9 protein-coding genes and 1 pseudogene are annotated in these 14204 nt (G+C 65.5%); 3 read left to right on the plus strand and 7 right to left on the minus strand.

Annotation, left to right across the window (positions count from 1 at the left end; genetic code table 11):
* Positions 1–86: 86 nt before the first annotated feature.
* Both ACVJ5M_RS36265 and ACVJ5M_RS36270 read right to left on the minus strand, forming a co-directional pair.
* A complete protein-coding gene (locus ACVJ5M_RS36265; RefSeq protein ID WP_063984785.1) occupies positions 87–1517 on the minus strand; it encodes an aldehyde dehydrogenase family protein in 1431 nt (476 codons plus the stop codon).
* Between the two features lie 269 nt (positions 1518–1786).
* A complete protein-coding gene (locus ACVJ5M_RS36270; protein WP_063984786.1) occupies positions 1787–4150 on the minus strand; it encodes a transketolase in 2364 nt (787 codons plus the stop codon).
* Positions 4151–4285: 135 nt separating this feature from the next.
* Here ACVJ5M_RS36270 and ACVJ5M_RS36275 point away from each other — a divergent pair, with 135 nt between their 5' ends.
* The 3 genes from ACVJ5M_RS36275 to ACVJ5M_RS36285 all read left to right on the plus strand — a co-directional run bounded on the left by ACVJ5M_RS36275 (position 4286) and on the right by ACVJ5M_RS36285 (position 7243).
* Positions 4286–4747, plus strand: a complete 462-nt coding sequence (locus tag ACVJ5M_RS36275; RefSeq protein WP_014497003.1) for an Lrp/AsnC family transcriptional regulator — start codon at positions 4286–4288, stop codon at positions 4745–4747.
* Positions 4748–4843: 96 nt separating this feature from the next.
* Positions 4844–5764, plus strand: coding sequence for a polyphosphate kinase 2 (ppk2, locus tag ACVJ5M_RS36280; protein ID WP_166089860.1), 921 nt, complete (start codon positions 4844–4846; stop codon positions 5762–5764).
* Positions 5765–5815: 51 nt separating this feature from the next.
* Complete coding sequence (locus ACVJ5M_RS36285) at positions 5816–7243, plus strand: TAXI family TRAP transporter solute-binding subunit (protein ID WP_063984787.1); 1428 nt, start codon at positions 5816–5818, stop codon at positions 7241–7243.
* Here the strand turns inward: ACVJ5M_RS36285 and ACVJ5M_RS36290 are convergent.
* The 5 genes and pseudogenes from ACVJ5M_RS36290 to ACVJ5M_RS36310 form a co-directional block, all read right to left on the minus strand.
* On the minus strand, positions 7221–8300 hold the full coding sequence (locus ACVJ5M_RS36290; protein WP_231144401.1) for a zinc-binding dehydrogenase: 1080 nt from the start codon (positions 8298–8300) through the stop codon (positions 7221–7223). The two genes, ACVJ5M_RS36285 and ACVJ5M_RS36290, sit on opposite strands and share 23 nt — an antisense overlap.
* 60 nt (positions 8301–8360) lie before the next feature.
* Entirely contained in the window at positions 8361–9302 is a 942-nt protein-coding gene (locus ACVJ5M_RS36295) for a DMT family transporter (RefSeq protein WP_187388086.1), read from the minus strand.
* A 188-nt stretch (positions 9303–9490) separates the two neighbouring features.
* Positions 9491–10329, minus strand: a pseudogene (locus ACVJ5M_RS36300) (aldo/keto reductase).
* An 8-nt stretch (positions 10330–10337) separates the two neighbouring features.
* Positions 10338–11234 carry an SMP-30/gluconolactonase/LRE family protein gene (locus ACVJ5M_RS36305; RefSeq protein WP_354099406.1) on the minus strand — a complete coding sequence of 299 codons (897 nt, stop codon included), beginning with the start codon at positions 11232–11234 and terminating at the stop codon, positions 10338–10340.
* Between the two features lie 260 nt (positions 11235–11494).
* On the minus strand, positions 11495–14200 hold the full coding sequence (locus ACVJ5M_RS36310; RefSeq protein ID WP_456679595.1) for a molybdopterin-dependent oxidoreductase: 2706 nt from the start codon (positions 14198–14200) through the stop codon (positions 11495–11497).
* Positions 14201–14204 lie beyond the last annotated feature (4 nt).

The following is a 14204-nucleotide window of genomic DNA, read 5'->3' on the forward strand; positions in this document are numbered from 1 at the left end:
ATTCCCGCGTTGCAGACACGTCGACAAAACGAAAAACGCCGGAGCGGTCTCCCGCTCCGGCGCTTTGTTCGTTCAGGCGAAAAAACTTACGCCGCGTTGAAGCCCGCAACGGCCTTCACTTCGAGGAAGTCCTCGAGGCCGTACTTGCCCCACTCGCGGCCGTTGCCCGACTGCTTGTAGCCGCCGAACGGCGCGGAGCGGTCGTTGGGCACGCCCTGGAGGTTGACGTTGCCGGCGCGGATCTGCCGGCCGACGCGCTTGGCGTCCTCCACCGAGGCGCCCGAGACGTAGCCGGCAAGGCCATACGGCGTGTCGTTGGCGATGTGCACGGCCTCAGACTCGTCCTTGGCGCCGATGATGGTCAGCACCGGTCCGAAGATCTCTTCACGGGCGATCGTCATGTCGGGAGTGACGTCGGCGAAGATGGTCGGACGGACGTAGAAGCCCTTGTTGACGCCCTCAGGCAGGCCCGGGCCGCCGGCGACGAGCGTTGCGCCCTCGTCGATGCCCTTCTTGATGAGGCCCTGGATCTTGTCCCACTGGCCGCGGTTGACGACCGGACCAATGGTAGTGCCTTCAGCGCGGGGATCACCGGCCTTGGTCTTGTCGGCGACAGCCTTCGCGATCGCAGCGACTTCCTTCATCTTCGACAGCGGCACGATCATGCGCGAGGGTGCGTTGCAGGACTGGCCGGAGTTGTTGAACATGTGCATCACGCCGCCGGTCACCGCCTTGGTCAGGTCGGCACCTTCGAGGATGACGTTCGGCGACTTGCCGCCGAGCTCCTGGCTGACGCGCTTCACGGTCGGCGCGGCGCGCTTGGCCACGTCGATGCCGGCGCGGGTCGAGCCGGTGAACGAGATCATGTCGATATCAGGATGCTCGCTCATGGCGGCGCCGACCTCGGGGCCGAGGCCGTTGACGAGGTTGAACACGCCCTTCGGCACACCCGCTTCGTGGAGGATTTCCGCGAAGATCAAAGCCGAGGTCGGGGTGAACTCCGACGGCTTCAGGATCATGGTGCAGCCGGCGGCGAGCGCAGGCGCGACCTTGCAGGCGATCTGGTTGAGCGGCCAGTTCCAGGGCGTGATCATGCCGACCACGCCGACCGGCTCGCGCAGCACCATGGCGGTGCCGACCGGTTCCTCGAAATGATAGTCCTTGAGCACGTCGAGCGTGGTCATGAGGTGGCCGAGGCCGGCGCCGGCCTGGAGCTTCTCCGCCATCGGCAGCGGCGCGCCCATCTCGTCGGAGACGGCGGCGCCGATCTCCTTGAGCCGGCCCTTGTAGACCTCGATGACTTTCGTGAGCAGCGCGACGCGCTCCTCGCGGCTGGTCTGGGAGAAAGTTGCAAAGGCGCGCTTGGCAGCAGTGACGGCCTTGTCGACGTCAGCCTTGGAGCCCAGCGCAACCTCGTACATCGCCTCTTCCGTCGCGGGATTGACCACGGCGGTGGACTTCTTGACGGCGGGATCGACCCAGGCGCCGTCGATGTAGAATTGCATGCGATTGACCATCGTTAACCTCTTCTTGGGGGCTTGGAGGGGGCGTTTCGGCAGGCATCCTTGCACGAAAGCGCCGGCAATTGAACCCGCCATATGCGGGGCCAGCGTTGCGGCGGACGGAGGATATATGAGCCGATGGCGGGAACGAGGCAAGGCTCCCTCAGGTGTCAATCCGGGACGCGCCACTTGGCGCGGGCCCGGAATCCATAACCACGATCGGGAGTATGGATTCCGGGCTCGACGCTACGCGTCGCCCCGGAATGACAGGGCAGTTACCTCAACTACACCGCCATCTTCCGATGCAGCACCGGTGCGCCGGTGGTGAGGCTTTCCGCCGCATCGATGATGGCGTTCGCATCGATGCCGTAATGGCGGTAGAGGTCCGCGATGGTGCCGGTCTGGCCGAACTGCTCGACGCCGAGCGCCTCGACGCGATGGCCGCGAACGCTGCCGAGCCAGCCGAGCGCGGAGGGATGGCCGTCGATCACGGTCACGATGCCGCAGTCGCGCGGCAGCGGCGCGAGCAGCTTTTCGATGTGGCTGAGATGCTGCACACCCCGCCGATCGCGCCGCAATTTCCGCGCAGCGGTCCAACCCGCATGCAGACGATCCGCCGAGGTGATCGCGAGCAGGCCGATGTCGCGGCGGCTCTCGCCGATGAAGCCGGTCGCCTCGATCGCTTCGGGCGCGACCGCGCCGGTATAGGCGATCACGAGTTCGGCATTGGGCCCCGGCTTGCGCAGCCAATAGGCGCCGTCGGTGATGCCCTGCGCAAGCTCCGGCGTCATGATCCGCTGCGCCTGCTCGATGCTGCGCGTCGAGAGCCGCAAATAGACCGAGCCGCCCTCGCCCGGATCGCGCTGCATGTGATTGAAGCCCCAAGCCATGATCACGGCGAGTTCGTCGACGAAAGCCGGCTCGAACGAGGCGAGCCCGTCCTGCGCCATGCCGATCAACGGCGTCGCGATCGACTGGTGCGCACCGCCTTCAGGCGCCAGCGTGATGCCCGAAGGCGTCGCCGCCACCATGAAGCGCGCATCCTGGTAGCAGGCGTAGTTCAATGCATCGAGGCCGCGCTCGATGAAGGGATCGTAGAGGGTGCCGACCGGCAAGAGCCGCTCGCCGTTGATCTGGTGCGACAGGCCCAGCGCCGAGAGCATGATGAACAGGTTCATCTCCGCGATGCCGAGCTCGAGATGCTGCCCCTTGGGCGAGAAGTCCCAATTGAACGTGGAGGGAATTTTCTCGCTGCGGAATAAATCCGCCTTCTCGCCGCGCGCGAACAGGCCGCGCCGGTTCACCCACGGACCGAGATTGGTCGAGACCGTGACGTCGGGCGAGGTCGTGACGATGCGCTGTGCGAGTTCGCTGTCGCCGCGCGCGATCTCGTTCAGCACGAGGCCAAAGCCCTGCTGGGTCGACATCTGGGTCGACGGCTTGAACGCCAGCTGCTGGGGCACCTCGATAACAGGCGCGGTAAGCCGGCGGCCATCCTGGTTGAACGACACGCGCGCGAGGAAGGCGTCGAGCTCGGCGGCGTTCTGCGCGAGGCCTTCGTACTTGTCCCATTCGTGGCCCGGACGGATGTTCTGGCTCTCGCGATATTTCTCCATCTGCGCGACCGTCATCAGGCCGGCGTGGTTGTCCTTGTGGCCCTGGAACGGCAGGCCGACGCCCTTGATGGTGTAGGCGATGAAGCAGACCGGGCGATCGTGATCGATCGACTCGAACGCCTCCAGCATGCTCGCCATGTCGTGGCCGCCGAGGTTCGACATCAGCGCCAGCAGCTCCTCGTCGCTGCGCCTGTCGATCAGCTTGGTGATCGGGCCCTGGTCGCCGATCTCGTCGTGCAGATGCTTGCGGAAGGCGGCGCCGCCCTGGAAGCACAGCGCCGCGTAGAGCGCGTTCGGGCAATTGTCGATCCAAGCTTTAAGCGCCTCGCCGCCGGGCTCGGCAAAGGCCTCGCGCATCAGGCGGCCATATTTCACGATCACCACGTCCCAGCCGAAATTGCGGAACATGGTCTCGAACTTTTCCCAGAGCCCCTCGCGCACGACGGCGTCGAGCGACTGCCTGTTGTAGTCGACCACCCACCAGGTGTTGCGCAGACCGTGCTTCCAGCCTTCGGCGAGCGCCTCGAAAATGTTGCCCTCGTCCATCTCGGCATCGCCGACGAGGGCAATCATCCGCCCTTCGCGGCGATCCTTCATCCAGCCATGCGCCTTGACGTAGTCCTGCACCAGCGAGGCAAACAGCGTCTGCGCGACACCGAGGCCGACGGAGCCGGTGGAGAAATCGACGTCGTCGACATCCTTGGTGCGCGAGGGATAGGACTGCGCGCCCTTGAACCCGCGAAAGTTCTCCAGCTTCTCGCGCGTCTGCCGGCCGAACAGATACTGGATGGCGTGGAACACCGGGCTCGCATGCGGCTTCACCGCGACGCGATCCTCAGGGCGCAGGACGCTAAAATACAGCGCCGACATGATGGTGGCGAGCGAGGCGGACGAGGCCTGATGGCCCCCGACCTTGAGCCCGTCCGCGTTGGCGCGGATGTGGTTGGCGTGATGGATGGTCCATGACGACAGCCACAGCGCCTTGCGGGCCAGCGCGGTCAACGTGTCCAGACGGGCGGTATCAACGGGCATCACAATGGCTCCCGGAAACAGGTCCGACGATGATACGCCTGCGGGCGGCGCCAAACTTCTCAATTTTTCGCGCCATGCCCTCAAATATTGGGATACTTTACCAATGGATCAGCACTTCAGACAGGTTTCATCCCAATGCCAGACCTCGACGCCATCGACCGGAAAATCCTTGCTTTGCTCCAGAACGACAGCCGGCTGACCATGCAGGAGCTGGCCGACAAGGTCGGGCTCTCGGTGTCGCCCTGCCATCGCCGGGTCAAGCTGCTGGAGGAGCGCGGCGTCATCAGCCGCTACATCGCGACCGTCGACCAGAAGGCGCTGGGGCTGCATGTCAGCGTCTTCATCTCGATCAAGCTGGCGCGGCAGAAGGAGGAGGATCTGAATCGTTTCGCGCGCGCGATCTCGAAATGGGACGAGGTGCTGGAGTGCTATCTGATGACCGGCAACCGCGACTATCTCCTGCGCGTGGTGGCGGCCGACCTCGCCTCCTACGAGACCTTCCTGAAGACCAAGCTGACCCGGCTCGACGGCATTGCCTCGATCGAGTCGAGCTTTGCGCTGAGCCAGGTCAAATATTCGATCGCCCTGCCGGTCTGACGGCTCCGCCGGGCTATTTCGGAACCGGTGTCACATGGGCGCAATAAACCCCGCCGATGGTCACGGGCGACAGGCACCCTGCCGAAAGAAGGACCCATGACCGCATCCGACCGCACCCCTGAAATGGCCAAACGCGAGCGCATCATCCGGGAAATGACCGACGATCTCGACGAAGAGCTGGAGATGGAGCTCGATGACAGCAGGCTCGACGAGCTGCTGGACGAGACGGACGCGCTCCGCCCGACGGTAGATCGCAGGCTCTATTTCCGGGAATTGCTCCGCCTCCAGGGCGAACTGGTCAAGCTCCAGGACTGGGTGCAGAGCGAGAAGAAGAAGGTCGTGGTGCTGTTCGAGGGCCGCGACTCCGCCGGCAAGGGCGGCGTCATCAAGCGTATCACCCAGCGTCTCAATCCCCGCATCTGCCGTGTCGCCGCGCTCCCCGCCCCGAGCGAGCGCGAGCGCACGCAATGGTACTTCCAGCGCTACGTCTCGCATTTGCCCGCCGGCGGCGAGATCGTGCTGTTCGACCGCAGTTGGTACAACCGCGCCGGCGTCGAGCGCGTGATGGGCTTCTGCTCCGAGGAGCAATACCAGGAATTTTTCAAGACGGTGCCGGAGTTCGAACGGATGCTGATCCGCTCCGGCATCATCCTGGTCAAATACTGGTTCTCGATCACTGACGACGAGCAGCAGTTCCGCTTCAGCATGCGCATCAGGGATCCGCTGAAGCAGTGGAAGCTGAGCCCGATGGATGTCGAGGCGCGCAGCCGCTGGGAGGCGTACACCAAGGCCAAGGAGACGATGCTGGAGCACACGCATCTGCCGGACTCGCCATGGTGGATCGTCGACGCCGTCGACAAGAAGCGCGCCCGCCTCAACTGCATCGCGCATCTGCTCAGCCAGATGCCGTACCAGGAGGTCGCCCGCGTGCCCGTGGTGCTGCCGCCGCGCGTCCGCAACCCCGACTACCACCGCGGACCGATTCCGCCGGAGATGTACGTGCCTTCGAAATACTGACGGCACCCGCCGCGCCTGCCGTCGGGCGAGCTTGCCGATGAGGAAAGCGAGATGCCCGTGCCGAGCGATCTGAGCGTGAGGAGAGACGCGTCGTCTCGCCGCCGCAATCGCTTTGGCCCGTGGCTCGCGCTCGCAAGCGTGCTCTCGGTGCTCACGGTCGCTCTTGCCCTCGCCTACTGGGTCTGGCAGCCGGCGACGCTACGCATCGCGGTCGGGCCAGCCGGCAGTGACGACCAGGCGCTGATTGCGGCCGTGGCGAAGGCGTTCGACGCCAGGGGTGGCGCGGTGCGACCCGTGCCGATCGAGACCGACGGCACACTGCAAAGCCTCAATCTGCTCGGCGCCGGCAAGGCCGACCTTGCGGTGGCTCGCGGCGACTCCGCCATGCCGGCCGACACCAATTCGGTGGCGATCCTCCGGCGGAATTTCGTGGTGTTGTGGGCGCCAGCGGCGCGCAAGGGTGCCGCCAGGCCGAAGATCATGGAGATCGCCTCCCTCACCGGGCGCCGCATCGGTGTCGTCGGCCTTGGCGATGCCAATCTCAATCTGCTCCGTGTCATCCTCGCCGAGTCAGGCGTCAATCCGCAGAAGGTCACGATCGCACAGTTCGGTATCGACCGCATCTCCGAGATGGCCCAGGACTCAACGCTCGACGCCTTCATGATGGTGGGCGCACTCGACGACAAGGCGATCGCAAGCACGATCGCCACCACCGCACGCCTGCGCGGCGAGCCCAAGTTCCTGTCCGTCGACGTCTCCGACGCCATCGCAGAGCGGCATCCGCTCTACGAATCCGAAGAAATTCCCGCGAGCGCATTTTCCACGACGCCGCAGCGGCCGGACGACAAGATCGACACCATCGCCGTCAATCATCTGATCGTCGCGCCTGCTTCATTGTCCGAGGACACGGTCGCTGCCTTCACCCGCGAGCTGTTTACGGTCCGTCAGTCGCTCGTGAAGGACTTGCCCGGCGCCAGCCACATCCAGAAGCCTGACACCGACAAAGACGCCGCGCTGCCGGCCCATCCGGGAGCTGCCGCCTATATCGACGGCAACGAGCGCAGCTTCATGGACAAGTACAGCGACTACATCTGGGGCGTGGTGCTGCTGCTCTCGGGCTTCGGCTCGGTGGCCGCGTGGCTGCGGCACTATCTGCGGCGCGAGGAGCGCAGCGAGAACGCGCTGCATCGCGACCGCCTGCTCAACGCGATCTCGAGCGTGCGGGAGGCGACGTCGCTCGACGATCTCGCGGCGATGCAGAGCGCAGCCGACGACATCCTGCGCGAGACGCTGGCCTGTCACGAGGACGGCGCCATCGAAGACGGCGACCTCACCGCCTTCGGTCTCGTGCTGGCGCAATTCCATCAGGCGATCGTCGACCGCCGGGCCGTGATCGCCCAGATGAGCGATGCCGACGTCGCCGCGAAACCCGATGGCGGCGTGCTTCAGCCGTTCCCTATTTCCACGGCTGCACGATGATCTTGGTGTGCGCCTCAGGATTGGCGAGATCAGCGAACGCCTTTGCGACGCCGTCGAGACCGACCTCGGCGGTGACCATCGCCGCCGCATCCACCTGCCCTTCCGCGATCAGGCGCAGTGACGCTGCGAACTCATCCGGCGTGTAGCCGAGCACATATTGGACATTGAGCTCCTTCATGATGCCGAGCATGGGTTCGCTCCTGTCGGTCTCCATGCAGACGCCGACCACCACGATGCGCGCATCACGCGGGGCGCCCTCGAACACCTGCTGCAACAGGCCGGGCACGCCGACACATTCGAAGATGATTGCGGGCTTCAGTGCCGGCAGCATGGCCTGCAACGGCGGGCGCGCCGCCTTCTCGGCCTCCGACATCTGCGCGTGCTCGGCCCAGGTCGCATAGGGCTGCGTCACCCTGGGATCGACGACGATATCGGCCCCCAGCTTTGCGGCCAGTGCACGCCGCGCCGGCGAATAGTCGGCAGCAACGATCGGATGCAGACCCTTGATCCTCAGCGCGGCGATCACCGCGAGCCCGACCGGGCCGCAGCCGATCACGAGCGGCACCTCGCCGCCACGGATGTTGGCTTTCGCCACGGCGTGGACGCCGACGGCGAGCGGCTCGGTTAGCGCCGCATGTTCGGGCGCGAGACCATTGGGCACCTCAAGCAGCAGGGGCTCGCTGAGCAGCATCGCCTCGGCATAGCCGCCGATATTGTCGTTGGAATAGCCGATGCCCTCGATGCCCTGCGGCGTCACGAGCGCCGGCAGCGAGCAGACGCGGGTGCCGGGCTTGAGCTTGCGCGCGGCTCCGGGACCGTAATCGACGATCTCGCAGCAGAACTCATGCCCGAACACGACGTCGCGGGCGAGATCCATCGGCTTGCGGCCGGTCTTCCTCGCCATCTCCACCATGCGGGGGGCATGCAGGCGCGCGTGAAGGTCGGAGCCGCAGATGCCGCAGGCGAGCGTCCTGACCAACACCTGGCCGGGGCCCGGCTTCGGCTCGGCCATCCGGTCGACGACAATCTCACCGTTCCTGAAAATCGCAGCGCGCATCCGGCTCCTCCCGTGTTGTTGGAACCGTTGATAGCACGAAGCGGGACACGCGAACTTGCGTCAGGGGTTCGGGGAACGCTCTTCCAGCACCAGCAGCTGGGCGCGGCGGATGCGCTCGCGATGGGCGATGTATAGACCGCTGGCGACGATGAAGGCAGCGCCAGTGACGGTCCAGACGTCAGGCACTTCGCCGAACAGGAAGAAGCCCAGAATGCTGACCCACAGCAACTGCGTGTACGAGAACGGCGCCAGCACCGAGGCATCGCCGTAGCGATAGGCCAGCACGATGATCCACTGGCCCACGGTCGACGCGACGCCGATCACGATGCCGAGCCCGATCGCGGTCCAGTTCGGCGTCACCCAGACGAACGGCACCATCAGGCTGAGGATCGCAACGCCCGTGAGCGCCGAATAGGCCATGGTGGTGAGGACGGCTTCGCGCCCGCTCATCATGCGCGTCAGGATCAGCGCAGCGGCCCAGCAGAATGCCGAGATGATCGGGAAGAACGCGGCGGCGTGAAACGCATTTGAGCCCGGACGCAGGATGATCATCACGCCGATGAGACCGATCGCGGTCGCGATCCAGCGGCGCATGCCGACCTTCTCGCTCAGGAAGATGATCGACAGCGCGGTGACGAACAGCGGCGAGACGAAGCCGGTGGCCGAGGCTTCCGCGATGGGGAGGAAACGGAGACCGGTGATGAAGAACAGCGAGGAGCCGAGCAGCGCGACGCCGCGCATCAATTGCAGGCCGAGGCGATCGGTGCGCATCGCACGCAGCGGCGAGCCCGGCAGCATCACCGGCGTGAACATCAGCGCGAACGTGACGAAGCGGATCCAGGTGATCTCGATCGACGGCAGGCTCGTCGACAGATACTTTGCGGTGACGTCGGAGCAGCCGAGGAATACCGTCGACAGCAGCACCAGCGCGATGCCCTTGAAGGGATGATCGACGCGCGCAGGCGCGCGGCGAGCCTCCTGCTTCTTCTCCGGCACGGGCATGGGAATACTGTCGAGCCTTGCGGCTGCGGCGGGCGGCGGTGTCACGGCTGGAACCTGGGAAAACTACGATTCGGGAACGATCGTAAAAAACGACAAATGCGCCGCTTTCACAACTTCTGAAAACAGGATGCCGATATGCGCTGACGACCCCGCGCGTCAATACTCCATTAATAATAGGCGTTTGTGCACTACAACATGGGCAGACTGCGCGGCTTCGGACCGCGCGGAAACGCCGCATCGAGCGCCGAAATCTCCTCTTTCGTCAGCACGAGATCGCCGGCCGCCGCATTCTCGCCGGCATGTTCCGCGGACGACGCCTTCGGGATCGCGAACACCGTAGTTGCACGGGTGAGGAAGCTCAGCGCGACCTGCCGCGGTGTCACACGACGCGCCTCCGCGATGCGTGCCAGCACCGCGCCTCCCTTGCTGTTGCTTGCGGGAAAATCGTCGTGGCCGAACGGAGAGTATGCAACGACAGCAACGCCACGCTTCTCGCACCACGGGATCACCGCATGCTCGATCGCGCGCTCCTTCAGATGATAAAGCACTTGATTGCAGGCGATGCGGCCTTCGCCGGAGACGTCGAGAATTTCGTCGAGATCGTCGGCGTCGAAATTGGAGACGCCCCAGGATTTGATCTTGCCGGCCTTCACCAACTCTTCGAACGCGGCAACCGTGTCCTCGAGCGGATAGGAACCGCGCCAGTGCAGCAGATAGCAGTCGAGACGATCGGCCTTCAGCCGCTTCAGCGAGCGTTCGCACGCCGTGATGGTGCCGCCGCGCGAGGCGTTGCTCGGCAGCACCTTTGAAACCAGGAACACTTCATCGCGGCGGCCTGCGATCGCATCGGCGATGACGAGCTCGGCATCGCCGTACATCTCGGCGGTGTCGATGTGGTCATGCCGAGATCGAGCCCGCGCTGAAGCGCCGCGATCGCGCGCTTGCGGTCGCCATGGTCGAGATACCAGGTGCCCTGCCCGATGACGGAGACGTTCGCGCCGGTCTTGCCGAAGGGTTTTGCGTTCATGTCAAAGCTCACAGTCCGCTGATATCCGCAACCAGCACGCTGCCGGTCCCTGACTCCGTGATATAGAGCCGATCTTTCTTGACGCCACCGATGGCGACATTGGTGCAGCTCGGACCCGCGCAGGACTTGATCCGCGCGATCAGCTCTCCGTTCGGCGCGAACACGAAGACGTGGCCGAGCGAGGCGTGGCCGACGAACAGGCGACCGGCCGCGTCCATGGTCATGCCATCAGGACCGCTGGTGCCGAACAGCGAGCAGAAGCGGCCGACCTTCGACACGCTGCCGTCCTTCATGAACGGCAACCGCCACACCGCGTTGTCGCGCGTCATGGCGACGAACAGCACGGTTTCGCTGGGATCGAGCACCAGGCCGTTCGGGCTGATGCCGGTGTCAACAAGGCAATCGAGCCGGCCGCTTGGCGTCAGGCGATAGACGCGGCCGCTTGCGTCGTGCAGACCGGTCTGGCCCTGATCGGTGAACAAGATGTCGCCGTTGGAGGCGAGATGCAGATCGTTGCAGCCACGGAACGATTCTGAATTGCGCGCGGTCAGGATGGGCCTGATGCGCCCCGCCCCGGCGTCGAGCTCCATGATGCCGTGCATGTAGTCGGCCACGAGGATGCGGCCGTCGGCGGCGATCTTCAACCCGTTCGGCCAGCCCTCATATTCGATCACGAGCGACCACCCGCCATCAGGCGCGATGCGGAAGATGCGGCCGAAGGGAATGTCGACGATATAGAGGTTGCCGTCTTTGTCGAACGACGGCCCTTCGATGAAACTATCGGTCGGCACACCCGGCCGGTTGACCTCGGCCCAATCGGTCCGCACGCCCTTGCGGCGGAATTGGTCGGGCATGGCGGAGAAGATCTTGGTTTCGATCAGGCGCGGCGGCGTTTCCAGGTACATCATTGTTGTTTTTGTGCATGTGGAGGGGGATCGCGGCAACATAGGGCACAATCGCGGGCGCGTCGATTGGGCGAAGGGCATGGCTGCGTCCACGTCACTCTCTGTCCCGGACGCGCTGCAGCGTGAAACGCCGCTGCGCAGAGCCGGGACCCAGAAAGGCCAAACACTCTGCTGTGAGATGGGTCCCGGCTCTGCAGCGCATCACTTCGTGCTGCGCAGCGTCCGGGGCACGAGACCGTCTCCCAGTCTGGAGAGATCCCCTACCCCGCAGCCGCCGCGACCTTCGCCTGCTTCGCCGGCGCCACTTCCGTCGTCGCGATCAGCTGCTTCAGCTCAGGGATACATGACCCGCAATTGGTGCCGGCCTTGAGCTTGGCGCCGATCTCGGCCGCCGTGCGCGCGCCGCTCGCGATGGTGTCGCAGATGGTGCCGCGGCCGACGCCGAAGCAGGCGCAGACGATGGGGCCGGTCGAGGCCGCGCCCTCCGTCGATTTGCCTGACAGCAGCATGCGGCGCTGCTCGTCGGTGACGTGATCGGCCACGAACAGACTCTTCACCACCTCCCAGTCGCCGGCATCATGCGCGGGGCCGACGAACAGGCAGGTCTCGATGCGGTCGCCCGCGAACGAGGCCGCGCGATAAACGCCGCCGCCGAAGTCGCGATAGTCGGCGACGTCCTCGCCGGCGACACCGTCGAGCCAGGCCGGCCAGCGCGACAGATCCGCATTGTCGGCGAAGAGATAGCCGAAGCCACCCGCAACCGTGACACGCGTCCACATCAGGTTCGGCGGCAGATCGAGCTGTTTGCGCGACAGCGCAAAGCCGCGGAAGACGTATTCATAAGGCGCGATCGCCGCCGGCGTGGCTTTCGACTCCGGCTGGCCCGAGAACGGATCGGTGAAGGACTGCACGAGCGCCCCGACGCGGCCGTGCGAGGCGTTCATCGCGCTCCAGTGGATCGGCGCGAACAGCGTGCCGCGCTGCTGACGGTCGCTGACGACGACCTTCAGGATGCACTGGCCGTAATCGGTGGTGATGCGGGCGTAGCCGTCATGCGCGATGCCGTGTTTGCTGGCATCATCCGGATGGATCTCGACGAACGGCTCCGGCAGATGCGCGCCGAGACGCTGGCTGAGACCCGTGCGCGTCATGGTGTGCCACTGGTCGCGGATGCGTCCCGTGTTGAGCCGCAGCGGGCGCGACGGTCCGGTCTCGCCGCGCAGCGCCGGCACTTCCGGCGCGACGAAGCGGCCTTTGCCGTCATTGGTGAAGAAGCCGCCGCTCGCGAAGAAGCGCTCGCCGGGCGCCACTCCTTCGCGCGCCGGCCACTGCACCGGCTTCAAGGCGTCGAAGGCCTCGTCCGAGAGCGCGGTCAGCGCGCCGATGTCGAAATCGCGGCTGCCGTCGTTCTCGAAAGCAGAGAGCGCGGCATGCTCGCGGAAAATATCGGCGGCGGATTTGTAGTTGAAGCTGTCGCCGAAGCCGAGCCGCTTTGCGGTCTCGCTCAGAATCCCCCAGTCCGGCCGCGCCTCGCCCGGCGCCGGCAGGAACGAGCGCTGGCGCGAGATGCGGCGTTCGGAGTTGGTCACCGTGCCCGACTTCTCACCCCAGGCGAGCGCCGGCAGCAGCACATGCGGCCCAGCCTCGACCGTGTCATTGGAGAGCACGTTCTCGGAGACCACGAACAGCTCGAGCTTCTTCAGCGCCTCACGCACGACGTCCGCGTCCGGCAATGACACCGCCGGGTTGGTGCCCATCACCCACAACGCCTTGACCTCGCCGCGGTTGATCGCCTCGAACAGCTGCACCGCCTTCAACCCTTCATGGGTGGCGATGCGCGGCGCCTTCCAGAACCGCCTGACACGGTCGATATCCGGCGGTGTAAAGTTCATATGCGCGGCGAGCTGGTTTGCGAGGCCGCCGACCTCGCGGCCGCCCATCGCGTTCGGCTGGCCGGTGAGCGAGAACGGCGAGGCGCCCGGCTTGCCGATGCGCCCCGTGGCGAGATGGCAGTTCAGGATCGCGTTGACCTTGTCGGTGCCCTGCGCCGACTGGTTGACGCCCTGCGAATAGAGCGTGACGACGCGCTCGGTGTCGCGGAACATCTTGAAGAAGGCGGCGACGTCCTGTTCGGACAGGCCCGTCGCCAGCGCGGTCGCGGTGACACTGCCGGCGATGTTGCGCGCGCGCGCCAGCGCGTCATCGAAGCCCGACGTGTTCTGCGCGATGTAATCCTGGTCCAGCGCGCCATTGTCGGCGAGATGGACGAACAGGCCGGAGAACAAGGCGGTGTCGGTGCCGGGCTTGAGGCCGAGGAACAGATCGACGTCGCTCGCCGTGTCGGTACGGCGCGGATCGATCACGATCATGCGCGCGCCGCGCTCCTGCCGGTTCTTCAGCATGCGCTGGAACAGAACCGGATGACACCAGGCCGCATTCGAGCCGACGAACACGAGGAGATCAGCCTGGTCGAGATCCTCGTAGCAGCCGGGCACGGTGTCGGCGCCGAAGGCGCGGCGGTGGCCCGCGACCGAGGACGACATGCAGAGCCGCGAATTGGTGTCGACATTGGCCGTGCCGACAAAGCCCTTCATCAGCTTGTTGGCGACGTAATAGTCCTCAGTCAGGAGCTGGCCCGAGAGATAGAACGCGACCGCATCGGCGCCGTCGCGCGCCACGATGTGTTGCATGCGATGGGCGACGTGGTCGAGTGCATCGCTCCAGGCGACGCGTTCGAGCACGCCCTTGCAGCGGATCATCGGATAGAGCAGCCGGCTCTCCAGCCCGACGGTCTCGCCGAGCGCCGAGCCCTTCGAGCACAGCCGGCCGAAATTGGCGGGATGATCCGGATCGCCCGCGATCGCCGCGCCACCGTTGCCGTCGGGCGTCGCCAGCACGCCGCAGCCGACGCCGCAATAGGGACAGGTCGTCTTGGTGGCGCGGAGCGTGGGATCGATCGCCGTCATATCG

The sequence above is a fragment of the Bradyrhizobium sp. S3.7.6 genome, from assembly GCF_054061875.1.

What these genes read in the sequence shown, in the direction of transcription:
- ACVJ5M_RS36295 (WP_187388086.1), bottom strand. Translation starts at nt 9,302, where the DNA reads ATGCCCGTGCCGGAGAAGAAGCAGGAGGCTCGCCGCGCGCCTGCGCGC.
- ACVJ5M_RS36285 (WP_063984787.1), top strand. Translation starts at nt 5,816, where the DNA reads ATGCCCGTGCCGAGCGATCTGAGCGTGAGGAGAGACGCGTCGTCTCGC.
- ACVJ5M_RS36265 (WP_063984785.1), bottom strand. Translation starts at nt 1,517, where the DNA reads ATGGTCAATCGCATGCAATTCTACATCGACGGCGCCTGGGTCGATCCC.
- ACVJ5M_RS36275 (WP_014497003.1), top strand. Translation starts at nt 4,286, where the DNA reads ATGCCAGACCTCGACGCCATCGACCGGAAAATCCTTGCTTTGCTCCAG.
- ACVJ5M_RS36290 (WP_231144401.1), bottom strand. Translation starts at nt 8,300, where the DNA reads ATGCGCGCTGCGATTTTCAGGAACGGTGAGATTGTCGTCGACCGGATG.
- ACVJ5M_RS36305 (WP_354099406.1), bottom strand. Translation starts at nt 11,234, where the DNA reads ATGTACCTGGAAACGCCGCCGCGCCTGATCGAAACCAAGATCTTCTCC.
- ACVJ5M_RS36310 (WP_456679595.1), bottom strand. Translation starts at nt 14,200, where the DNA reads ATGACGGCGATCGATCCCACGCTCCGCGCCACCAAGACGACCTGTCCC.
- ppk2 (WP_166089860.1), top strand. Translation starts at nt 4,844, where the DNA reads ATGACCGCATCCGACCGCACCCCTGAAATGGCCAAACGCGAGCGCATC.
- ACVJ5M_RS36270 (WP_063984786.1), bottom strand. Translation starts at nt 4,150, where the DNA reads ATGCCCGTTGATACCGCCCGTCTGGACACGTTGACCGCGCTGGCCCGC.